The 22,876-nt window shown below is 59.2% G+C and carries 20 protein-coding genes and 1 tRNA gene; 8 read left to right on the top strand and 13 right to left on the bottom strand.

What is annotated here, in order from left to right; genetic code table 11:
• Nucleotides 1-52: 52 nt before the first annotated feature.
• From ACGHJ7_RS09815 to ACGHJ7_RS09805, 3 genes are read right to left on the bottom strand one after another with little or no spacing between them, the layout of a single operon-like run.
• Nucleotides 53-2,602, bottom strand: coding sequence for a restriction endonuclease (locus ACGHJ7_RS09815; protein WP_390476860.1), 2,550 nt, complete (start codon nt 2,600-2,602; stop codon nt 53-55).
• Entirely contained in the window at nt 2,599-4,182 is a 1,584-nt protein-coding gene (locus tag ACGHJ7_RS09810) for an Eco57I restriction-modification methylase domain-containing protein (RefSeq protein WP_390476857.1), read from the bottom strand. Before ACGHJ7_RS09810 ends, ACGHJ7_RS09815 begins: the two co-directional genes overlap by 4 nt.
• Nucleotides 4,179-5,081: a DNA methyltransferase gene (locus ACGHJ7_RS09805; RefSeq protein ID WP_390476856.1), complete on the bottom strand. Its 903-nt coding sequence runs from the start codon at nt 5,079-5,081 to the stop codon at nt 4,179-4,181. Before ACGHJ7_RS09805 ends, ACGHJ7_RS09810 begins: the two co-directional genes overlap by 4 nt.
• Nucleotides 5,082-5,259: 178 nt before the next feature.
• On the opposite strand from ACGHJ7_RS09805, the gene ACGHJ7_RS09800 reads away from it, so the two are divergent.
• On the top strand, nt 5,260-7,044 hold the full coding sequence (locus ACGHJ7_RS09800) for a DUF262 domain-containing protein (protein ID WP_390476853.1): 1,785 nt from the start codon (nt 5,260-5,262) through the stop codon (nt 7,042-7,044).
• A complete protein-coding gene (locus ACGHJ7_RS09795; protein ID WP_390476850.1) occupies nt 7,041-7,256 on the top strand; it encodes a hypothetical protein in 216 nt (71 codons plus the stop codon). The genes ACGHJ7_RS09800 and ACGHJ7_RS09795 overlap by 4 nt, the downstream gene beginning before the upstream one ends.
• Nucleotides 7,257-7,369: 113 nt before the next feature.
• Here ACGHJ7_RS09795 and ACGHJ7_RS09790 read toward each other — a convergent pair whose 3' ends face one another.
• From ACGHJ7_RS09790 to ACGHJ7_RS09780, 3 genes are read right to left on the bottom strand one after another with little or no spacing between them, the layout of a single operon-like run.
• Nucleotides 7,370-8,518, bottom strand: coding sequence for a DGQHR domain-containing protein (locus ACGHJ7_RS09790; RefSeq protein ID WP_390476847.1), 1,149 nt, complete (start codon nt 8,516-8,518; stop codon nt 7,370-7,372).
• Between the two features lie 6 nt (nt 8,519-8,524).
• Nucleotides 8,525-9,007, bottom strand: a complete 483-nt coding sequence (locus ACGHJ7_RS09785) for a hypothetical protein (protein WP_390476844.1) — start codon at nt 9,005-9,007, stop codon at nt 8,525-8,527.
• Nucleotides 9,008-9,019: 12 nt separating this feature from the next.
• Nucleotides 9,020-10,045, bottom strand: coding sequence for a DNA adenine methylase (locus tag ACGHJ7_RS09780; protein WP_390476842.1), 1,026 nt, complete (start codon nt 10,043-10,045; stop codon nt 9,020-9,022).
• Between the two features lie 350 nt (nt 10,046-10,395).
• Here ACGHJ7_RS09780 and ACGHJ7_RS09775 point away from each other — a divergent pair, with 350 nt between their 5' ends.
• Together ACGHJ7_RS09775 and ACGHJ7_RS09770 are read left to right on the top strand one after the other, a co-directional pair.
• Nucleotides 10,396-10,584 carry a hypothetical protein gene (locus ACGHJ7_RS09775; protein ID WP_390476839.1) on the top strand — a complete coding sequence of 63 codons (189 nt, stop codon included), beginning with the start codon at nt 10,396-10,398 and terminating at the stop codon, nt 10,582-10,584.
• The gene (locus ACGHJ7_RS09770; protein WP_390476837.1) at nt 10,581-10,964 is read left to right on the top strand and encodes a DUF3768 domain-containing protein; all 384 of its coding nucleotides are present in this window, start codon (nt 10,581-10,583) and stop codon (nt 10,962-10,964) included. The genes ACGHJ7_RS09775 and ACGHJ7_RS09770 overlap by 4 nt, the downstream gene beginning before the upstream one ends.
• Nucleotides 10,965-10,994: 30 nt before the next feature.
• On the opposite strand, the gene ACGHJ7_RS09765 is transcribed toward ACGHJ7_RS09770, so the two are convergent.
• On the bottom strand, nt 10,995-11,810 hold the full coding sequence (locus ACGHJ7_RS09765) for an HNH endonuclease (RefSeq protein WP_390476834.1): 816 nt from the start codon (nt 11,808-11,810) through the stop codon (nt 10,995-10,997).
• A gap of 250 nt (nt 11,811-12,060) precedes the next feature.
• Between ACGHJ7_RS09765 and ACGHJ7_RS09760 the strand changes: the two genes are divergently transcribed.
• Nucleotides 12,061-12,285, top strand: coding sequence for a hypothetical protein (locus ACGHJ7_RS09760; protein ID WP_173215381.1), 225 nt, complete (start codon nt 12,061-12,063; stop codon nt 12,283-12,285).
• Nucleotides 12,286-12,300: 15 nt separating this feature from the next.
• Here ACGHJ7_RS09760 and ACGHJ7_RS09755 read toward each other — a convergent pair whose 3' ends face one another.
• From ACGHJ7_RS09755 to ACGHJ7_RS09730, 6 genes are all read right to left on the bottom strand, one after another.
• Nucleotides 12,301-13,629, bottom strand: a complete 1,329-nt coding sequence (locus tag ACGHJ7_RS09755; RefSeq protein WP_390476831.1) for a type II toxin-antitoxin system HipA family toxin — start codon at nt 13,627-13,629, stop codon at nt 12,301-12,303.
• On the bottom strand, nt 13,629-14,141 hold the full coding sequence (locus tag ACGHJ7_RS09750) for a helix-turn-helix transcriptional regulator (protein ID WP_390476829.1): 513 nt from the start codon (nt 14,139-14,141) through the stop codon (nt 13,629-13,631). Before ACGHJ7_RS09750 ends, ACGHJ7_RS09755 begins: the two co-directional genes overlap by 1 nt.
• A 181-nt stretch (nt 14,142-14,322) precedes the next feature.
• Nucleotides 14,323-15,513, bottom strand: a complete 1,191-nt coding sequence (locus ACGHJ7_RS09745; protein WP_390476827.1) for a tyrosine-type recombinase/integrase — start codon at nt 15,511-15,513, stop codon at nt 14,323-14,325.
• A 177-nt stretch (nt 15,514-15,690) separates the two neighbouring features.
• Nucleotides 15,691-15,777 (bottom strand) — tRNA-Leu (locus tag ACGHJ7_RS09740).
• Nucleotides 15,778-15,956: 179 nt separating this feature from the next.
• On the bottom strand, nt 15,957-16,658 hold the full coding sequence (locus ACGHJ7_RS09735) for a DUF6445 family protein (protein ID WP_390476825.1): 702 nt from the start codon (nt 16,656-16,658) through the stop codon (nt 15,957-15,959).
• A gap of 61 nt (nt 16,659-16,719) precedes the next feature.
• Entirely contained in the window at nt 16,720-18,285 is a 1,566-nt protein-coding gene (locus ACGHJ7_RS09730; RefSeq protein WP_390476822.1) for an aldehyde dehydrogenase (NADP(+)), read from the bottom strand.
• 127 nt (nt 18,286-18,412) lie between these two features.
• On the opposite strand from ACGHJ7_RS09730, the gene ACGHJ7_RS09725 reads away from it, so the two are divergent.
• Genes ACGHJ7_RS09725 through ACGHJ7_RS09715 form a run of 3 tightly spaced genes read left to right on the top strand, consistent with a single transcriptional unit; the run spans nt 18,413 to nt 22,870 of the window.
• Nucleotides 18,413-19,819 (top strand): sugar porter family MFS transporter, encoded by a 1,407-nt coding sequence (locus ACGHJ7_RS09725; protein WP_390476922.1) that lies wholly within the window; start codon nt 18,413-18,415, stop codon nt 19,817-19,819.
• A gap of 10 nt (nt 19,820-19,829) precedes the next feature.
• Complete coding sequence (locus ACGHJ7_RS09720) at nt 19,830-21,401, top strand: tryptophan halogenase family protein (protein WP_390476819.1); 1,572 nt, start codon at nt 19,830-19,832, stop codon at nt 21,399-21,401.
• Nucleotides 21,398-22,870 (top strand): tryptophan 7-halogenase, encoded by a 1,473-nt coding sequence (locus ACGHJ7_RS09715; RefSeq protein ID WP_390476816.1) that lies wholly within the window; start codon nt 21,398-21,400, stop codon nt 22,868-22,870. Before ACGHJ7_RS09720 ends, ACGHJ7_RS09715 begins: the two co-directional genes overlap by 4 nt.
• Nucleotides 22,871-22,876 lie beyond the last annotated feature (6 nt).

Raw genomic sequence — 22,876 nt, 5'->3', positions numbered from 1 at the left:
CAGACAACGCCTTGTTGAGCGGCATAGCCCCCAGCGTGTCTATGGCCCTTCTCTAGACTGCGACGACCGTATCGTAGCCACCAATCTGAGTAAGCCCCTTGTGGCTGTCGATCCCAGTGTAAGCCAATGAAGCATTCTCATAGCGACGGAATGCGAAAACAGCAGCGTTCATCCGTTCGGTATTGAACACTTTGTAGCGCACAAGCAGGTGGAAGTCCTCGATGCTCAGACCTGTTACGGTGCGGAACAGGTCGGGCTCGAGCAGCTCGATTACGTCTTTCAGCGAATTCTCGCGGAAGTCGGTGAGGTACATGAACGCTGGAATCCGGGTGGCAAACTTGATCAGCTTTTCCTGAACCAGCTTACGCTTCGACTTGTACTCCTTCTCCTCCTCGCTCAGTTCCTTCTTTTCGGCCTTGCTAATCTCCCCGTCCTTGGCCTTCTTCTTGAGTTCCTTGACCTTCTCGCTCTTGTTGATGATCGTTTCGATCACATTGTCGCCAAGGTTGCGCCAACCCTCAATCCGCTCGACCGCCGCCATCGCCTCCGGGCTGTCAAGCAGACGGCGAAGCGTGTCGTTGTCGACGTTGACCAGCATTGCCGATTCCCATTTGCGCGCCAGGAGCGTGCCTGTCGTGCCAGCCATGGCATAATCGAGCACTTCGCCCGCATCCAATTGCCGAAGGATCGCGCCGTCATGCGCGAGCACCGGCAGATAGGACAGCAAATCACGGACCGCGTTTTCCGGGTTCTTTTCGCCAGGAGAGAGATTGGTACCGTATTCAGAAAGCTGACGCAGCGCGCGGGTCGGAGCGAAATCAAAGACGAAACAGACTGGCTTCAGAATCTGCTCTGCGTTCGGATCATCACCCTCTGGGTTCTTGATTGACCACGGCGACTGAACGCGGAACGCTGCTTGGAAGTAGGTCTCCGGCGATTTCAGATTACGCAGCATCAGGATTGAAGACCATTGAGGTACGGTCACCCCTGTTGTCAGCTTTCCGCACGACAGCGTGATCGATTTGCTGTCGTGCCCGCCGCCGATCGCCTTTCGCACCGGATCGAGCGCCGCCAACCCTATGCCTGCCGCAGGTCCTGCAGCGACAATAACCTTGTAGTCATGCCAGAACACATTTTGCTTTTCCTCAAGCAGATTAGCCATTGCCTGACAGGCAGCGACGTTGGGCAAGAACCAGAAGGCGTGGTTCAGGTAAGGCAGCAGCCGCGCATTCTCGTACGGGAATGGCGCCTTGGTCCCTGACTTCAATTGTTCCACAGTCTGCGGATTGTACGAGCCGCGAATGATGTTCAGCCACTTCTGCACATCATCCTTGTGTTTGAAGGTAGCTAATACCCCTGTCCCGCTCGCGGAGAAAAACTCATTCAGATCGAACTCGTCGAACTCACCCATGTTGGCGATGGCCGTTAGCTCGTCGGGCATCTGATAAGTAAAGAGGCTGACCATCGGCAGAGCGGCATAGGGATTGCGCTTGCCCGGATGCTCAGTCGCGAACGCCTCCTTCGCGCGCTGCTCATCGGTGTAGGTCCAATTGAAAATCTGCTCTTCGATGAACTCGCCACTCTGTATCTGGCGGAATGGCGTACCGGAGAGGTACAGATAAGCCCGAGTTGTGATCGGCAGGAAGTCTGCTTCCGATTCCAGCGGTTGCTGCAAATCCGCCGCCTTTTCGTTGACCTTTTCGATTTCCTTTTTTGTGGCTGCCTCCAGCAAAGCTTCCGACCTGGCAATCGCCTCCTCTTCGCCCTCGAACAGCTCTTTCGCTGAGTCACGCCAGGCTCCAAAATGGTATTCGTCGAAGATGACGAGGTCCCAGTTGATTTCGTGAATCCATTCATTCCGTGCCTTGATCGCACCGCCAACCTTGCCAAGCAGATCTTGGAAAGAACCGAAGTAAACGAGAGGCACGTCCTTGGGCACCGCGCGCGGATCACCCCCGGTGTTGCGCGAGAGGTAGCGCCACCCGTCGAAATCGACATGATCTTCAAGATCAGTCCGCCAGGCGTCTTCAACGGCGGGCTTGAACGTCACGACAAGAACGCGCTTCGAGCCCAGTTTCTTCGCCAGCTGATAACTGGTGAACGTCTTGCCGAAGCGCATCTTGGCGTTCCACAAGAAGCGCGGGACGGCCTTGGCGTCCTCATCCCACCGCGATTGGTAGTAGGCGTAGGTCTGTTCGACTGCCGCTGCCTGTTCGGTACGTGGCGCAAAGGTCTCGTGGTGCGTGCCGGTGAATACCTGGCCCGTTCGCAGTTCGGTCAGCACTGTGCGAAGGTCTGCGACTGTGCAGCGCATCCATTCGAGTTGCGGATTGTCGAAACCCTTAGCGACTAGCGCGGCACGTACCGCATGGTCGCTGATGACACCGCCGCTTTCCAACGCAGCGCTTTCGTCGAGTTCGATTTTGTAGTTGGCAATGGCTGCAGTCTTGAGCTGTTCCGCCACTCGGGACTTTACGTCGCGGGTCGTCTGGCCAACTTTCAACAGGCCTTCGTGCGCAGCATCGTCAATGGAATAGGCATAGATGCGCGGATTTGCCTCAGGTCTAGGGGCGAGGATGTCCTCAATGGTCGGCTTGGTCACTCGTCGCCGCCATTCATTGGCCGAATTTTGCTTTCGATGAAGGTGACTTCCTCGTTGGTTATGCCGTATTTTGCGAACAAGTCAGCGTCGCTCCAAGCACGATCCCACGTTTGCATTGGCACCCATTGATAGGTTGAATGTGTAGCGTGTTGTGTGATCTTCCGAAGTGACACGAGAAACCTGAAGAAGCGCGTAGTGTAATACGATTGAATGCTCTCAGCTTCTTCGCGCGTAGAGACGTAGAAAAATAGGTAAGATTGTGTGCAAACAGAGGGGGACGGCGCAATCAGTGAAGGGCCTAAGACGAGATCAACTCCGCTGCGTTCGCGCTCTCGGCCAGAACCAACCGCCGGCACAAGCACCTTCCACGTGTCGATAAGACTTACGCTCTTTGTAACTTCATCTCTTGCAATGTAGCCAACCGAGCGTTTGACAGACCGAATATAGTATAGCGGGACATCGCCTTTGCGCTCTTTCTGATGGAAACCGTCGAAATTTGACGTCCAGCCAAATTCCTTATCGCGAGCAAGTATCGTGTTAACCGATGGCTCATTCCACGCGAGAACCTTTCGAAGTATCTCAAGCGACCGACTGTCACGGACCAAGACGTCAAACTCATCGAGATTTCTGTCGGTCGGACCATTGATTTCACCGCCATGAATAGTCGACACCGCGCAAGGGCCGTCATGTGCCCCGTCCCAGAGGAAATAGCACGCCCCACCATTGATACCCACAGATGGGAAAATGTCGGCTGCGTTCGGATAATCGACCAACTCTTTGATATGCCGATCAGCGAGCATTGCTCGCCGAAAATCGTTCAAACCAAGGCCGGAGGCCATCCAACGCGAAGGAATAACCATCGTCAGAAAACGCGGCTCCAGCTTCTTCGCCTGCTCAACGAAGTGCTGGTAGATTGGCACATCGCGTGTGCCGCCGTCACTCGCCAATTGATAAGGGGGGTTCCCGATAATTACGTCAAAGTGCATTTCGTTTCCAAATAGTTCACCGAGGCGGGCCTGAATGTCGTCAGCGTGAATGAACGAATACGCATGGTTTTCGAAACCTAATGCCCGATCAAACATGGCCATGGGCGCGCCACAAAATGAGCACCTCCCATTCTTCCATTTATGTTCCGTACGTTCGAACCACACATTCCCATCGCCGCTTTCGAACCCACTCGCGACTGAATGCTCACCCTTCGCATTTTTTGAGCAGTAGAGGCTGCGTCTCGCTAGGAGGGCGGTAAGTTGGGTGATGGCGATACCGAAGACTTGCTTGGTCAGAATGTGATCGACACGGGTCTGCAAGTCGGGGATCTCGGCTTCGAGACCTTTGATCAGCCGCAAGGTGATTTCACGCAAAAATACGCCCGTTTTCGTGCATGGATCGAGAAAACGAACGGTGCTGTCCGCCCAGATGTTTGCGCCACCATTGCTCGCTGCCCAACCCTCGGCCAACGTATCGAGCATCCGGTTGGCGAACTCGGGTGGCGTGAAAACCTCATCGTTCGATAGGTTGGCGATGCAGGTCAGGACATCCGGATTGCGCTTGCGAAGCGAAAGAGGCGTGTGTTCATTCATTCGGAGCGTCCGCGGTCACGCGCGGCAAGCTCTGCCACGCTCATTGGTGGATAGAACCCCAATGCCTTGAAAATCGGATGATCGCCGGGATCGCGAAATAGCGGCAATTCAGCTTTGGCCTTGGCCGCTTCGGTCAGTGCATCGAGGCGAAAATCACGGCGCTGAAATTTGCCTTTCCCAAGGTAACCCCATTCGACAATGACGATCGGATCACCGTTATCTCCCCGCATCGATCTGGCATCACCGTGGATCAAGTTCACGGACAGCACTTCAGAACCTGCGCGATAGAGATCGTCGTCCTCGTCCAGATCGAGATAGGCTGCGAACACCTCCAGCATGTTGGCACGGCATTCCGCGATATTGTCCGCTAGCAGTTCAATACCGTAGCAGGATGTCAGGGCGACGAGAGCATATTGCCGCCTTTCAAACGCCGACTTGCCGTATTTCAGTTCAACCGCTGCGAGCTTCCGTTGGAGGATCGGCACAAGGAAATTGCCGCTACCGCAAGCCGGTTCGAGAAAACGAGAATCGATGCGCTCGGTTTCGCCCTTGACTAGATCGAGCATCTTTTCGACCAGCCAGGGTGGCGTGAAAACTTCACCATGGTCAGCGACGCGCTGTTTCGACTTAATGAGGCTGGCAGCGGGTTGCTCGATGGGAGCGGGTAGCGGCAGAGGCAACGCTCGCGGTTTGGGCGCGGGCGGGTTGCTTGGCTGGGCAAAGTCCGCGAGAAGTTCGAGCGACCGCGTCACGTTAGAAGGCGGTGCCGTCGCGCCACTTTCCCATTCGTGCACCTCAACCAATGAGACCCCGAATTCCTTCGATACATCAACAAGCGAAAGCCCAGCAGCAATCCGCCGAGAAGAGAATGACTTAAGGTTTTTCGATATCGCGGTCATGATTTGTACAAGGTGATAGGACAGAGAGCGGGCCGCGCAAAGTCCGCTTCGCAAAGAATCGGTGCCTAGAACCCGTTGGCTTGGCACAATCCTTGTGGACGCATGTCGTTGAATTTGGTGCTTTACCCCTTGACGAATCCTCCCTGGAAACGTCGAAGTTCTATCGGGCACTTGGGGTTTGCCAGACAATCCCGCTTTTGAAAGGGCATCGATGTACAAACCAGGGGGCACAATTGCCGCAGCGCTCGATAAAATTCAGCGCAAGTCCTACGTGCTTCCCGCAATCCAGCGAGAGTTTGTGTGGAAGCCCGAGCAGATCGAACGACTGTTCGACAGCCTTATGCAAGGCTACCCATTCGGAACGTTCCTTTTCTGGACGGTGAAGCCGGAGACCAGCGGAAACTTCAAGTTCTACGATTTCGTGCTGCACTACCATCAGCGCGACGCAGCACATTGCCCTGAACTGCCGACATTGCACGATCAGACTGTCACCGCCGTACTCGACGGTCAGCAGCGCCTGACAGCGCTCAACATTGGGCTGCGAGGCTCCATGGCGATGAAGCTGCCGAGCAAGTGGTGGACCAACCCAGACGCCTTCCCAAAGAAGACGCTCCGACTCAACCTGCTTGCTTCGCTGGAGCCCGACGAGGACGGGATCGTTTATGATTTCCGTTTTCTCGACGACGCTCAAGTCGAGCGCAGCGAAGAAGCGTTTTGGTATAATGTGCCCGACATAATGGCGGTCAACGATGTGACCGACCTCAACGACTGGTTGGTCGATGCTGGGCTTTCGGGCGAGCAGTTCAAGTCGGCCTTCCGGATGGTGACAAAGCTCTACCACGTCGTGAAGACCAACCAGCTGATGTACTATTATGAGGAGGAAGCGCAGGATGTTGAGCGGGTGCTCAACATCTTTATCCGCCTTAATTCCGGTGGCACGGTCCTGTCCTATTCTGACCTGTTGCTCAGCATCGCCGTCGCACAATGGAAGAAGGTAGACGCCCGCTCAGAGATCCACAGCTTGGTTGATGAGATCAACCGAATCGGAACTGGATTCACTCTAAGCCAAGATTTCGTTTTGAAGGCTGGCCTAATGCTCTCGGACATCGCGAGCGTCGGTTTTAAAGTCGAAAACTTCACTCAGGCAAACATGGAAAAGCTGGAATCCAACTGGCCGCAAATCCGTGCTGCCTTGGTCCGGACCGTGGAGCTGGCTGCAAGCTTTGGGCTCAACGGCCAGACACTGCGCGCGGACAGCGCGCTGCTGCCGATCGCCTATTACCTTTACCATCGCAAGGCACCCGCGAATTATAGTGTCAGCAACCAGTTCTCTGCCGACCGGGAAATTATCCATTCTTGGCTGATCCGGTCGCTGCTAAAGGCATCGGGAATTTGGGGCAGCGGCCTTGATACGCTGCTGACTGCGCTACGCGAGGTGATCCAGCAAAAGGGTGGCGAGGCCTTCCCTGCGCAGGAACTCGAAAAAGTCATGGATGCGCGCGGCAAGTCGCTCACGTTCTCGTCTGCAGAGGTCGAAGATATGCTTTCCCTGCAATATGGCGACAAGCGGATGTTCGCCTTGCTTTCGATGCTGTTCCCCTTCGTCAATCTCCGCAACCAGTTCCATATGGACCACGTGTTCCCGATCTCGCGCTTCACCACCGCCAAGCTGCGGAAAGCTGGGGTTGCCGAAGACAGGATTGAGGAGCTTGCACGGATGGCAAATGAGCTGCCGAATTTGCAACTACTCGAAGGTACCGCAAACACCGAAAAGCGCGATGCTTTGCCGGCCAAGTGGCTTGCTGCGCATTATCCCAACGCTGGAGACCGAACGCATTATTGTGCGATGCACGATCTAGGCGACGTTCCCAAAACACTTGATGGATTTGAGGCCTTCCACATCGAGCGCCGCGAGCGCCTTCGCGAACGAATAGAAAAAGTGCTGGATGTCACGAGAGGTTGAGGCCGCATTCGGCAGAGTATGACAAGCTGAAAGAAGCGACTTTGCCCAAGCGCAGCATCACTGATGAAGAGATCGGCCCAATCAAAGCGATGCTCGCGCGCGGCATGAAGAGCAACGACATCCAGTTCTACGTCAACAGGCAAGAACGCGCGGTCAATTCGGGGCGGATCACGGGAATTCGCGACCGCAGCAATGGGCCGGATGTTCTCTAATCGGGCGAGAAGCAGACGGCTATGACCGCGAGTACTCCCGAGGTCGGAGAGGCAAAGGCATTGGGTGCCGGTATGGAGTGATCGGCACACTGGGTATGCCGGTTGATTCAGCGTTAGATGAGTGAGCCGCTGGAGGCTTCGGCATCTTCGATGGTAGCCATGAGCATCTTGTAGAGCTTCGACTCGCCTGACGTGCCTGGCGGGAAAGTGGTTATGTTGAAGTCACTATCCTCAAGTTCAACCTTATCAATAAACGCTTGAAAATCCTCTACTTCGGGTACGAAGTGCCGATTTTCTCCGGCCAAAAGCAGATACAGCGGCTTTAAAAACCGCATCAGTGCCTTAAGCCCGTTCGTTTTGGGAAGGACGTTTCCCTTTCTTTCCAAGTCGTTCCAGGATTCAGGCCAACGATTCTCGACAGCTTTGAATAAATTAAGAACAATCCGCGTGATATCCGTTTCCTTCTCATCGAGAAACATTTGGCGGAAGGGGTGTTTCTTATGCTCCTCATCGGACGGGTTTTCCGGCAACAAGGCTCTTAGGAAGGAATTGCGATCGGACATCGGATCAGAGGAAATCAGGCCAAGAAGTGATTCAACTACTGCAGCTTGCGTCACGGTCTCATTCCTACGCTCTGGGGTCGCACTACCCAGTCGCTTGATCCTCTCATGGAAGGGACTGTCGCTGAGTTTGTCTAGCGCAACAGCGATGTGATGAGCAGACTTCTGCGGGCTACGCTTCTTCTCATAATCAAGAAGATCATACACAAGGCTCCGGTTCACCTTAGTCTGCGCCAGATTGACGGTAGCAAAAATATTCGCCTGAGTTGCTACGTCAGCGCCGACGAAGACCGAGACAGGTACTTCGAACCCTCCGTTGCGCCGGGCGGTCAAACCATCAACGCGATGCTGACCATCAAGGATACTGGCGACCTCAATCAGTGGCACATCATCGGTAGCTTTCAGGGTTAACTTACCGGTCTCTTCGTCCCATTCGGCATTCTCCTCTCGCACGGCCAGGATGACCCCTGTCGGAAACGTCGCATCGTACGACGTTACATACTTCCGCAAATCCTTTGATCTTCCGGGATCGAGCCGCCTCTGAATGCCAATGTACTCATCGAACTCGGTATTATGGAGCCGCCGAACATCGGCCACAGAAATTTCCACCAAATCGCGAGCGCTCATCACCCCGACAAAAAACGTTCCTATAGGTTGTTCAACCGGAATTGCTCGGAAGGATATCTCGGTTCTATTTTCCATACCGGACTAGCCTCCCAGCTCTTCGATTATCTTGTCTGAACCCGCGCTGCTCGGCCCGCTAACTTCGAAAAACGCACGCGATTGATAGAGGGCATGGAGCCAAAGAGCCGCAGAAAACAGCAAGACTCCGATCACATAACTATTTGCAAATGTGAGATTTTCGATCGCACCGTTCGAATCTTGAATGAACAACGGCATCGCGAACATCACGGCAATGAATGGAAGCAGGATAAGCAGCAACATGAGGTATGGTCGCCGCTTGAAGTTTCCGATCTTCATAATTGCGTAGGCGGTAGAGGAGGCAAGGATCCCAGCTGAATAGACCAACGCATCACCAGGAGAGAAGGTTCTCAGCACTGCTGACAGAGACGATCCGAAGGACGCCTCTTTGTCGCCCAAGGCGTGCATCACCATCATCACCCAGAAGGGTATCTGGGTAATCGCCAGCGTAATCAGCGCTTCCACAATGGCCAACCCGAAGTTCTTCATGCTGCCTTGGCCTTACCCCACCGCCACAAGAAGCTCTTCGATGCTGCCGCGCGCAGAGCTCTTACCCGCGAGTACACTCGAACGTTTCACGAATCGTAGCTCACCGACGCCCTCATATAACTCAACCACGGAAGTATGAGCCGCATTTGTAATCAGGACTTTCGCGCCTCGTTTTGACGCCCTCACGACTGCATCCCTAAGCCTGACCTGATCATCCCAGCTGAATATCTTTTCGTTATATTTTAAGAAACCGTTGAGGTTGTGTTTCACTGTGTACGGGGGGTCCACAAATACAAAGTCCCCAGAGATTGCTCGGTCAATGGTTTCCTCAAAATCACAATGCCGTATTTCCGCGTTTGAAAGTGCTTCAGATATCTCTGAAAAACTCTCACATTCATCTATGACCTTGCTTTTAGTGCCGATTGGTACGTTAAAAAACCCGTTCATGTTGACTCTGTACAGGCCGTTAAAGCAGGTCCGGTTCAGATAAAGAAATTGGGCGGCCTTTGCGGCCTCGCAATCATAAATCGTCGCCCTGACATCATAGTAGTGGGATTCACTATGCAATTTTTGATGTTCTTCAAGAAGTCGAACAACCTCTCGATGATTGTCCCTGACTTGTTTGTAGCACTCGATGAGGCGAGCGTTTGAATCCGAGATTAGCGCCGACTGTGGGGAAAGATGGAAAAAGACCGAACCCCCACCAAGGAATGGCTCGATGTAACGACCATTAAATCTGGGTAATGCATCCGAATGGCGTTCGACCAACCAGCGCTTACCCCCCGCCCATTTTAGGAAGGGCTTGGCGGCAGTGCCCCCGATAGATTCGCAATTCGCCACCAAATACGACCCCGAAAAGCCTAAAAGGCTAATGACATCATTACAAAATTCAAGCGGTGATATCGAGCTACCCTGCCGGGCAACCTGCTCTATCCGCTGTCGCGGACCGGGCCTGTAGTCCCGGCCCATCCGGGTGACGATCAGGAGCATTTGGAAGCGGAGCGGGAATTCCTGGTGGACGCGCTCTGTCCCGCGCATTCTGCGCTCCTGAGGGCGCGGCATTTCTGAACTAACCCGCAGGCACTCTTGCCTCTCTCATTGCCGGAGGCCCGCTAGCGCACTGATCGCGCGCGCAGGACCTCCGACGGCTTCGCGCCGTTGCAAGGGTGCCGATCTTGTGTGGATCGCGGGACGATCCTTTGCGGGAACACCAAGGGCTTTGCCCTCTCGTTCCCGAAACCGGAAATAGACGCCCCCGTGTGGCGGGCTGTGCCCGCTGGCCCGCGCCAGGGCATCGATTCCGGTTTTCCCTCCCCCTCCCATCCTCGCCGGAAGGCAGGCCGCATGCCGCGTGTCGGATGCGGCATTCAGCCGAAGGAGGGCAGAAAATGGGTGATCTGATCTTGAACTACCGCGCTTGCGGAGCCGAGTGCCGCGAGGACTGGTTGCGGATGCTGGCCAACGAAAACGGCTTGCCGCTGGTGACAGTGTGGCAACTGGCAGAGGAACTAGGCGAGCGCGAGGATTTCGGCGAGCTGGTTCACATCTGCGAATGCGGCGGGAGGGCGGTGCAATGAGTGCTCGCACCCTTTCCCGCAGCGAGCAGATAGCACGGCTCAATGACCGGGCGCGGCAGGCGATGGGGCTTGCCTGTGTTGCCGTGGTGACCGAGGGATTCCGTGCCTTGTCCGAGGAAGATCAGTCGCGGGTGCGGGAACTGATTGAGACCTTCGATGCCTTCACGCCGGACAATGATCCCTATGGCGAGCGCGATTTCGGGGCGATCTATCTGGACGGCGATGGCGTATGGACGACCACGCGACCTGTGCGGCCTGCTGAAACCGTGTTCTGGAAGATCGATGCCTACGACCGCGACTTGCAGTTCGGCAGCGAAGACCCCGCCAATCCTGCGGTTACGCTGAGGGTGCTCACCATCATGCTGGCCAGCGAATATTGAGGGGAGGCAATCCGCGCGCCGCCTGACACGTCAGGCGGCGCGTTGATCGACGAAGCAGTGTTCGTTGTGCCAATCGAGAAAGGCCGGTTCAGGATCGAACCGGATTGCTGACCGCAACGTTGCGTTCTCGAATTGCTGGAAATAGTCGCGCGTCTCGCGGCTATGGCTTTCGCGCAATTGCCGCGAGACGCGAATGCGGCGTTGGCGATCAACCGTGATCAGCCCCCGATCGAATGCGCGGTCTAGGGTCGCTGAGAGTAGCAGGCCATTGGCCGGATTGTGGCGGTTCTCGCTGTCCTTGCCCCACGGTTTGATGTGGCTTGCGGTGAGCAGGCGGGGATCGGCGATGCCTGTGATACAGCAGGTCTCTTCGTAATTGGCGAGCACCGCGCGGCGGAAGAAGTCCTGGCCGACACGCTGACTGACGAGCGCCTGTGTCGTGGACTCGCCTTGATATGGTTCGAACCGGAATTCGCTGCGCTTCTCGTTCAGGCGCGATGGCGCGGACGACGGTTCAAATTGCCCTACCTGGGCAGTCCATAGGTCTTCGGCCCGCGACACGAGACCGGTCCAATCTTGCCCAAACTCGGAATAGGTTGCGCGATCCAGCTTGGACGCACCATCCAGACCTTTCCGTCCGCTATCGGTGATCTTGGGGTCGAGGCTGGCGAAGTTGCACAGCTTCATCGCGACCGAGCTGCTCGTGCGCCCGAGCGCAGCGGCAAGCTCCTGGATTTCTGGATTGCCCGAGTGCAGCTTTCCGAACGGCAGCTGGAAGTAGAGATACAGCGCGAGCACCGTCTCCTCTTCGCTCCAGCGTTTCCGTGAACTGCTCTCGACTGCCATGGCGAAGGTTTGAGCGAGAGTGATCCAGCGCGCAAGTCTGGCGGTTTGCCATGTGTTTCCATTCCGTTCGATCGGGCGGCTTCGTTCTTCAGCACCTTCACTGGCCGCACTCGGTCAGCCTTCAATGCCCTGCCCGCGCCGGTTCCCCCGGCCTTTGCCGGGGGAACCCGTGTTGGACATGAAACCTGTCCTTGGCCGTGCGGCCTTCCTGTTTGGTGCAACGAGCCACCAGACACGAAAGGAAATCATCATGGCACGCAGCAATACCGCACCCGCGCAGGAAACCAATCCGCCGGACTTTCTCGCCTGGCATGTCGCCAACAAGGGCGACAAGGGCTTCTGGACTCGCATCGGCGCCGCGTGGTTCCACCGCGACCGCAAGGGGCTTTCGCTTCAACTGGAAGTGGTGCCGATCAATGGCCGGATCGTCCTGCGCACGCCGCTGGACGACGAGAAGAAGGAACCGGGCGCTTAGCGCCCGGCCTTCGTTTCAGCTGAGAGCCCAACCGCCACCGCCCGTTACATGCGCGTCCCGTTCGCGCAGGTTACGATCCAGGTCGAGTATATCATTTAGGTGCGCAGCTGTATGTCCGAACAAGCGGTCGAGTGCGGACATCTCACGCGGGAAACTCGCCGACAGCTCCTCAAGCTGGTCGATCAGTTCGCCCGCTGCCGACCTTAGCAAGGCTTTCGCACCCGATTCCGGAATCCCGATAGCAGCGCAAAAGGCAATCAGATCGTCCGCAGTTATGTCGTCAAAGCGATTGGCGGCTCCCACGTTGAATGCCAGCTCATCTGTATAGTCGCCGCCTGTCAGCACCGGCGTAAGATCATAGAACGGAGCGAGTTGCACTGTGCCCCCGGAGGCCAGGATCAGGCCGTTGTTCTTGGCATGGTTGTCGTTGTTACCAAGCAGCAGGTTGAACAGCGTCATTCTCAGGAATGTGTTGCGAGCGAGAGCGGGCTGATCCGTTGCGGCGAGTATTCTTCCGATTGTTGCCGCGTCGAACCGACGCCCCGCCTCTCCGCGTCGCTCATACTTGAGATCGGAGGGAAGGCCGCTTGCCTGGGCAAAGTCTTCGACATGCAAGCGATAGACCTTGTCGTCGTCGATCAGCCGATCGAACCGGTTGATGAGCAGGATTTCATGTCCGCCAATCTGGTCGGCCACGCATGTGCCGACTGAGAAGCCACACTTTGCCGCCAGATCGGTCAGGAAGGCTTCTTCACGCGCTTCCTTAGGATTCTGGCGGTCCGGCAGCTTCAGAATGTGGGTCGTGGGTGCGCCCGACCCATGCTTGGGAAGCGCGAAGCGTCCGTCCGGCAAGGCGGCGAGTGATACCTTCCGGCGAACACCAGCGACTGGCGAGGGGTCGCGCATCTCATCTGGCAGGGGTTTGCCTGTGGCTAGGCGCTCGACAATTTCGCGCAACATGCCCTCGTCGAGCGGATCATAGTCTTCGCTCAGCGTTCCAGGGCGTTTTACCGGTGGCTGATCAAGACCGAGCACGCTGACAGCGCCCGGGCAATCCGCTCCCAGATGTTCGAGCAGCCCAGCGATGTCGCTGCGCTCGATTCCATAGCGCGCCATGGTTGCTTCAAGCTGGTCGTTTTCGTGGAGCAGGTTTCCGAACCACGCGCGGACAGGAACGTCGCCGAACGGCTCTTCGTCCAATGGCAACGAGAGCGATAATGCGTGACCGCTCGGATTTGCCAGCCATTGGGCATTGTAAGTGAATGACAGATCACCTTCGTCACCTTTGACAAGGTAACCGACCGGCTCCGTTGATGCTTCAAGCCAGACTTGCAGAATGAGCATCAGCGGTTGCGCAATCTGGCGGTGAGATCGATGCCGGCTGCCTGGGCACAGGCCATCACGCGGTCGAATTCGAGGCTGGCTTTCCCGCCTTCGAGTTCGGAAACGAACCTTCGTCCGACGCCAGCATGAGCGGCAAATTCAGACTGGTTCATCTTCATAGCTTTGCGCGCGCGGCGGACCAGCGCGCCCAGTTCGGCAACTGATCTTACACGCTCGCCAGGAGGGGGAGTACGCGGTGCTTCAATTCGCGGCGCGGGCAACTTCGGAACAGAAATGCCGGAGGAAGCTTCCGACAGCTGCCGAGCGATATCGATCGCCCGCTGATACTGCGGGGTGCGTAGCTGTTCGGAAAGTTTGCGTGCCGTGGCACCCGGCCCCTCGACCAGGTCGTTTATCGCACGATTGATTTTGTTGACGGAATCGAAGGCCGGATTCGTGGCGAGCTTCCGAAATGCCTGATCCTGTTCATTGAGCGCCTTCAAGAGGCGCTGGCTATCGGTCACCGGCTTCATAGTTGTTCCCTTTCGGGAGCAAAGTGGCATTCCATGCCCGAAAAGTCAATAAATGATCCCGAACGGGCGCGAAACGCTTCTTGACCGATTAGACAGCGAAGTTTGCTACCGTTCGGGGTCATTAGCTAGATCTGCGGGTAGCGCGAGAGCCGCCGGAGTCAAAGCTAGCCGCCTTCTCCGATCAGCCCGCCCGCAACCCATCAAGATAGTCGCTCCACCACTGAGCCATCTTAACGCGCTCATCCCAGTAGTTCCCGCGATTATAGACCCCGCGAATGGCGTTGCTGTCGCCGTGGGCCAGAGCACGTTCGATGGCGTCGGGATGCCAGAGACCGCTTTCATTGAGCATTGTCGAGGCCGTTGAACGAAGGCCATGAGCCGTCACTTCGTCCTTGGTGAAGCCCATGCGACGAAATGCTGCATTGATCGTGTTCTCGCTCATGGGACGCTGGCTTGTGTGAAATGCAGGAAAAATGTAGCCCTTGTTGCCGGTAATCGATCTTAGCTCTCGAAGCAGTCCCAACACCTGCCGAGATAGAGGCACCACATGGGTCCGGCGCGCCTTCATCTTGCCTTCCGGAATTGTCCAGGTGGCCTTGTCCCAATCGATCTCGTTCCACTCGCCGTGTCGAAGCTCACCAGGCCGCACAAAGACATGTGGTGCGATCTTCAACGCGAATTTCGTGGCCGGATAGCATTCGAAGTCATCGATCGCGCGAAGGAGCCCGCCCAACTTCTCGGGTTCGAGGATCGCCGCGTAGTGCCGTGCTTTGGGCGTGACCAATGCACCCTGCAGGATCGATGTTGGATCGGTTTGGCACTGGCCAAGCGCAGCGCCATACCGAAACACTCGACTTGCGAAGGATCGGCATTTCTTCGCAGTTTCGAGATTGCCTTTGGCTTCGAGTTTCTTGAGCGCCGCCAGCATCAGCTGCGGATCGACGTCGTTGATCGGCATATTGCCGATTGCGGGTTTGAGCAGGTCGAGGAACCAGCGCGCCTTGCGCAGCGTGGCTTCCGCCCTGCCTTCAGGCACCATCTTCTCGTCGATGTACTTGTTGGCGATGACCTCGAAGGTGTTCTCCGCACCTAGCTTGATCCTGGCCTTCTTGCGCTTCCGCTCAAGCATCGGATCGATGCCATCGGAAACCTTGAGCCGCGCCCGGTCGCGAAGCTGGCGAGCTTGCGACAAGCTGACCTCTGGGAACGCGCCGATGGGCAGCTTCTTTTCCTTCCCGCCGAAGCGGTACTTGAAATACCAGAGCTTCGAGCCATTCGGCTTCACCAGCAGCAATAGGCCCCGCGAGTCGTATTTCTTGTACGACTTGTCGGCAGCCCGGAAGCCTTTGATTTCCTGCACATTGAGGCTCATTTGGGGGCCTCACTTTCGTGCGATTGGGGGCCTTTGGGCATGGAGCCCCCAGTCGAGGCCCCCACAGGCGTTGGAACAAAGCGGAACAAAACAAGACCTCGCTTTCTGCGCTAGAGGTCAAGAATGGCAGAATTCCGCCATTTCTGCAATGTTTTGGAACGTTCTGATGAGAACAAATGGTGCCCAGAAGAGGACTCGAACCTCCACACCCTCTCGGATACATGCACCTGAAGCATGCGCGTCTACCAATTCCGCCATCTGGGCACTCGCCTGGCGAATCCGTCATCCTGTGCGGTTTCGCCGGGGTAGGCGCGGGCAGTTAGCTCAGGGGGAGGGGTTGGTCAACACGGCAATGCGGGCTTCCTGCGATAAAGCTGCGCGCGATGTAATATGGGCTCTTGAAGCCCACCCCTAGGCTTCGGACAGTGGCGCTTTTCTCCGGGTCATCTGCCCCGGAAGAACATATTCATCGTCATCCTGCCCTCGGCTGGATCAGGCGAAAGGAGCGAGGGGTCCGGGATGACTCCTGAATGCAGCAGCTTCGCGCGGTAGAGGACCAACCGGTCCGGGCGCGCCTCAACCTCGTAAATCATCTCGTAACGGGGGGTGTCGCCGTAATGATAGGCGCGGGGAGGGCTGCCGAACGCGCGCCCGTCTTCGGCCATGGCGGCGCGATAGGCCTGCTCGCGCGCGGCAGTAATGGTCTCGTACCCAGTGAGCCTATGGCGGTAAAAGGCAGTACCCCCGGTTTCCGGCCCCATCATGTAGAACATGCCGGCCACGACACCTTCGCTGGCGGCATCATAATGCGGGATGGCCTGCAGCGGCGCTAGATCGCCGGGAGGGGTCGTTACCAGAGCATAGGCGAGCATTTCGAGCACGACCGGCTGGCGCAGGCCGAATACCTCCTCGAGGACCCTTGCCACCAGGTCGCGTCGGCGATCGACGAGATCGGGCCGGGCCGGCGCGCGCAGGCCGGGATAGAACGCCCCCGCGGCCTGAAAATGCGAACGGCGCCCGATTTCCAGAAAAGCATCCGGCGACCCGCTGAACCGGTCCAGCACGGCGAGAGGCTCTCGTTCCTGGCCGATCGCATGGATTGTTACCTGCGGTTGGGGCGGGCCGGGTTGGGGCGGGCGTGTCATGCGGCACGGTTTGGCTGCACAGCCGTCCTTGCATCGGCCCCGCCCCGTCCCCGCAAAGGCATCAGGGCAGGCGCCATCTGCCGTCGACCCGCACCAGATTTCCGGTCCGATCATCCCTTAGCGCACCGGGCAGCAACGCCTCGGGCACGTCCTGATAGGAGACCGGTCGCAGGAAGCGGTCTATTGCCAGCGTTCCGACGGACGTGCTCCGACCATCGGAAGTTGCCGGGAAGGGGCCGCCATGCACCATGGCATGGGTCACATCGACGCCCGTTGGCCAGGCATTGGCGATGATGCGGCCTGCGCGCTGCTCCAGGATCGGGACCAGCCTTGCAGCAGCTTCGTGATCGCTTTCCGCCATGTGGAGCGTGGCGGTCAATTGGCCCTCCATGCCCTGCAGGATGGCGGCGACTTCGTCCACGTCCGCGCATCGCACGATGATCGAACTCGGCCCGAAGACCTCCTGTTCGAATGCGCGGTTGCTGCGGAAATGCCGGCCCGAGACGGTGTAGACATAGGCCTGTCCGCACGGACCTGCCCCTTCGGCCCCTACACCGACAAGTTCGGCGCCCTCCTGCTTGGCCAGCGTGTCGATCCCGCTCCGGTAGGTTTCCAGGATCCCGGCGGTCAGCATGGTCTGGGCGGGTACGCTTTCAAGGGCCGCGCGCGCGGTTTGGAGGAAGGAGCGCGTAGCATCATCGTCCAGTGCCAGGACAATTCCGGGATTGGTGCAGAATTGCCCGGCCCCCATCGACAGCGACCCCACATAGGCGGCGGCCAGATCGCTGGCGGCATCCGCCATGCGGCCCGGCATCAGAACGACGGGATTGACGCTGCTCATCTCGGCATAGACCGGGATGGGGACGTCGCGGCTGGCCGCATGCTGCATCAGGGCAAGCCCGCCCGCACGGGACCCGGTGAAGCCCACGGCGGCGATGCGCGGGTCCTTCACCAGCGTTTCGCCCAAGGCATAGTCCGTGCCGTTCAGGAGCGAGACCACGCCCTGGGGCAGGCCGCATTCGTCAAGTGCCTCGGCAATGGCCCCGACGACCAGCTCCGACGTGCCGGGGTGGGCGGGGTGCCCTTTCACGACCACGCAGCAACCGGCCGCGAAGGCCGACGCGGTATCGCCGCCTGCCACGGAGAAGGCGAGCGGGAAATTGCTGGCACCAAAGACCGCCACCGGGCCTAGCGGGATCTTGCGCATACGGAGGTCGGGCTTTGGCGGCGTTCGGTCCGCATCGGAGTGATCGATTCTGAGGCCCTGCCACGCACCGTCCTCGATCTCGTCTGCGAACAGGCGAAGCTGGCCCACCGTACGCCCGCGTTCGCCGTTGAGGCGGGCCTCGGGCAGGCCGCTTTCGGCCATGGCGCGCCGGGTCAGCGTATCGCCCAACGCGTCGATCTTGTCCGCAGCGAGGCGCAGGAACCTGGCGCGCATGTCGAGCGACAGATTGGCGAAGACGGGCTGGGCACCGGCCGCCGCCTCGCAGGCATCGGCTACGTCTCCGGGCGACGCTTCCATGAAGGGTGGTTCCAATTCCTCCCCGCTTCCGGCTTTGACAGCCTTGAAGGTGTTCGTTCCCTCGCGCCAGTCGCCTGCCACGAGATTCTTGCCGGTCAGCATTGCGGTATCCCTTCCCTGGTAAGGTGTGTTCTTTCGAAAAACGCGGCTTGCAACCGCGTGAAATTCGGTGAAAGGTAGCGCTAACATAAATGACCGGGGTTGCAACAGCCCGGCATATGGGAGGGAAATCGTGGATACAGCGCGTAACGGTGCGAATCTCGGCCTGATCACGGCCATTGTCGCGGTCGCCACACTGGGGGGCTTTCTTTTCGGCTTCGACAGCGGGGTCATCAACGGCACGGTAGACGGCCTCAGGATCGCTTTCGATTCGGATGACGTGGGGACCGGTTTCAACGTGGCGTCCATGCTGCTGGGCTGTGCGGTCGGTGCGTTCGTCGCGGGCCGACTGTCAGACACGCTGGGGCGCAAGCGGACCCTGATGCTGGCAGCCGCCTTCTTCATCGTCAGCGCCTATGGCTCGGGAATTGCGGGCTCTTCCCTGGAGTTCGTCGTCTATCGCATCATCGGCGGTTTCGCCGTCGGCGCCGCCAGCGTGCTGGCCCCGGCCTATATCAGCGAAGTCACGCCTGCCGACATGCGGGGCCGGCTGTCCAGTATCCAGCAGGTCATGATCATCGTCGGCCTGACGGCGGCGTTCCTGTCCAACTACCTGCTGGCGGAATATGCCGGTTCGTCGACCGCCGAGTTCTGGCTCGGCTTCGAGGCCTGGCGATGGATGTTCTGGATCGAGCTGGTCCCGGCGACGATTTTCCTGGTGGCCCTGTTCTTCATTCCGGAAAGCCCGCGTTATCTGGTGACCCGCGGACGTACAGATGCCGCGCGCGGTGTCCTCGACCGCCTGTTCGGCTCGGGGACGTCGCAGCGAAAGGTGGGCGAGATCGAACGATCGGTCTCCAACGACCATGCGCCGCGCCTGTCCGACCTGATCGACCGTTCGAGCGGCAAGGTTCGGACGATCGTGTGGGTCGGCATCGGCCTCGCCGTGTTCCAGCAGCTCGTCGGCATCAACGTCGTGTTCTATTACGGTGCTGTGCTGTGGCAGGCGGTAGGTTTCAGCGAATCCGACGCGCTGAAGATCAATGTTCTCAGCGGCACCATCTCGATCGGTTCCTGTCTTGCAGCGATTGCGCTGATCGACAGGATCGGGCGCAAGCCGCTGCTGCTGATCGGATCGGTCGGCATGGCGGTGACGCTGGCCATCATGTCGTTCGCATTCATGAGCGGTTCGCTGGTGGACGGCACGTTGCAACTGTCGGACGGTGCGGGCCTTGCCGCGCTGGTCGCGGCGAACGTTTACGTTGCCTTCTTCAATTTCAGCTGGGGCCCGGTGATGTGGGTCATGCTGGGCGAGATGTTCCCCAACCAGATCCGTGGCTCAGGTCTTGCAGTGAGCGGGTTCGCGCAGTGGATCTCGAACTTCGGGATCACCATGACCTTCCCCGTGATGCTGGCGACGATCGGACTGACCGGCGCCTATGGCTTCTACGCGGTCAGCGCTGCGGTCTCGGTGGTGTTCGTCTGGCTGATGGTCCGCGAAACGAAGGGGATGGAGCTGGAAGAGATGCGGGGCTGACGTGCCGCAGATGGGCGTTGGTGAACCGGGCGGCGGACGCGAGCCAGGCAGCGAAACGCGGCGTGACGGCCGGGGCAAGCCGGTTCGCGTCGTCGTCCTGGGCGGGGGCACGGCCGGCTGGATGACGGCGGCGGGCATCGCCAAGCTGTTGCCACGCACAGCCGAGGTGCAACTGGTCGAGAGCGAGGATATCGGCATCGTCGGGGTGGGCGAGGCGACGCTGCCGCATATCCGCGGCTTCGTCGAAAAGCTGGGAATCGACGAGGCAGCGTTCATGAAGGCGACCCATGCGACCTACAAGCTGGGCATCGACTTCCGCGATTTCGGGCGCATCGGCGAAAGCTACATCCACCCGTTCGGATCCTTCGGGGAAGAGCTGAACGGCGTCGGCTTCCATCATTACTGGCTGGAACTGGAGCGCCGCGGCCTCGCCCGGCCGATGGGCGACTATTCGCTCGCCGTCACCGCTGCGCTGGCCAACAAATTCAGGCCGCCGGCGCAGGATGACAGCCTGTCGTCGAGCTACGGCTATGCCTACCAGTTCGATGCGACATTGTTCGGACCGTTCATGCGCGATTTCGGGCGATCGATCGGCGTCCGGCGTCACGAGGGCCGGGTCGTCTCGGCAGAGCGCGATGCGGCGAGCGGGGACATCGCGGCCCTGACGCTGGAGGATGGCAGGCGCATCGAGGGGGACCTTTTCATCGACTGCTCCGGCTTCCGTTCCCTCTTGCTGGGACAGGAACTGGGGGAGGACTGGGAGGACTGGACGCACTGGCTGCCCTGCGACCGCGCGGCGGCGATGCCGTGCACCCACCAGACGCAGGACATTCGCCCGTATACGACCGCGACCGCCATGCCTGCCGGATGGCGCTGGCAGATCCCCCTGCAGCACCGCATGGGCAATGGATACGTGTTTTCCAGCGCTCATATTTCGGAGGACGCGGCGTGCGAAGCCATTCGCAATGCCGCAGAGGGCGAGCCGTTGGCCGACCCGCGCATTCTGCGCTTTCGCCCCGGTCGCAGGTCGCGGTCGTGGAGCCACAACGTCATCGGCGTCGGCCTGGCAAGCGGGTTCCTGGAGCCGCTCGAATCGACCTCGATCTACCTCGCGCAGATGGCGATCACCTACCTGATCGAACTGTTTCCCGAAGACGGGCGGATCGATCCGCGCGACCGGGACGAGTTCAACCGGCTGGTGGACATGGAATACGACCGGGTGCGCGATTTCCTGATCCTGCATTACCATGCGACGACCCGCGACGATTCCGAATTCTGGAACCACGTGCGCACGATGACCGTCCCGGACAGCCTGGCAGGGAAGATGGAATTGTGGCGCAGGGCGGGCCGGATAGAGAAATATTCCGACGGGCTATTCTACGATGCCAGCTGGATCGCGGTCTATGTCGGGCAGGGCCTGCTGCCCGAATGCCACGACGCACGGCCAGCGTTTGGCGATCCGCAGCAACTGGCACGCGCGGCCGACAGACTGTGCGAGGCCGTCCGTCATGAGGTGTCCGGCATGCCCGATCACCGCGCGTATCTTCGGTCGGAAGCAGCCCGCCTGGCTGCCGCCGCATGAGCGATCAGCGCGAGCCCTTGCGCCGCATTGCGGTCGTGGGCGGCGGGCAACTCGCGGTCCTCGCCGCCATCGCCCTGCGCAGGAGCCTCCCGGTCACGCAGGTGGTGCTCATCGGACAGCCGCCTTCTCCTGCTTCCTTCTCCGACTGGTCGCCGACTGCGCTGCCCTTCACGAACAAGCTGCACGACCGGCTGGGTGTCGAAGAACGCGATATCGTATTGAAGGCGGGCGGCAGTTACCGCCTGGTGACCCGCTATTCCGGCTGGGGAAGCGACGGCGCGCCGGATGGAACGCTGTCCTTCGGCGAAGTGCTCGACCCGGCGCTGAAGACGGCCTTCGCCCGCGACTGGGGAGGGGGCGTGCGCGATACCGGTGGTGGGCCGAGGGCGGGATCCCTGGCCGAGGTGCTGGCGGATGCCGGCCGGTTCGCACCCCCGCCGCCGGACGAGGCCACGCCCATCTCGGGCATCGACTACGCTCTGCGTTGGAACCCGGCGGCTTACCGGGACCTGCTTGTCGGGCACGCCCAGCAGCTGCAGGTCCAGTATGTCGCGGGCGCCGTGGAAGCGGTAGAGCCGGACGGCGATGGTGGGATCGTCTCGCTCGCTGTCGCCGGACAGGGCCGGATCGAGGCCGACCTGTTCGTGGATTGCAGCGGACCTGCAGCGACCCTGCTCGCATCGTCACCCGCTTTCCGCAATGTCGACTGGTCCGCCAGCCTGCCCACGCGCACGGTCTATATCGGACAGAAGGGTGCGCCGGTCATTGCGCTGGAGGACAGGCTTACACTTGGACGTACTGGCTGGACGGCGCAGGTCGCGGGGCGCGACGGTCTCTACACCGTTTTCGGCGCGGGCGAAGGCACTGCGCGCGAGGATGCGCTGGGCGCCTTGGGCATGCCGGCGTCCGCAGCGATCGCTCTCAGTCCCGGCCGCGCGGTCCAACCCTGGATCGGTAACGTCGTCGCGCTGGGCGATGCTGCTTCCCGCTTCGAACCGCTGGGGCCCTACCATCTCGATCTCGCGCATCGGCAGCTCGACCTGCTTCTCGAGATGCTGCCCGGGCGCGTGATCGAACCGCTGGAGCGGGCGGAATACAATCGCCGTTCGGTGCTGATGATGGAAGGCGTGCACGAGATCCTTGCCGCGCATTTTGCAAGCGCTCGCGGTCGTACGATTTTCGGCGAATGCGCGCTGCCCGGCCGGATGGCGGAGGTGATCGACCAGTTCGAGCGGCGCGGGCGTATCCCCTTCCGGGAAGAAAGTCCGTTGCTGGCCCAGGAACAGTTCGCGCTGCTGGTGGCGCTGGGCTTCACGCCCGGCCTGCCGCCATCCGCGCGCCACGCAGACGAGAGCGGCGAAGCGCAGGCGAAGGCGCTTTTCGCTGCGGAGTGCGAGGCTGCGCTGGATTTCGCGCCCCCCTATGACCGCTGGCTGGTATCGGTGCTGAAACCGGGATCGGCGGGGTAGGGCAGG

Source organism: Altererythrobacter sp. MTPC7, assembly GCF_042851395.1.
In the GTDB taxonomy this organism is placed as follows: domain Bacteria; phylum Pseudomonadota; class Alphaproteobacteria; order Sphingomonadales; family Sphingomonadaceae; genus CAJXSN01.
The sequence above is the reverse complement of the archived record's forward strand: the minus strand, read 5'-3'. Positions and strand labels throughout refer to the sequence as shown.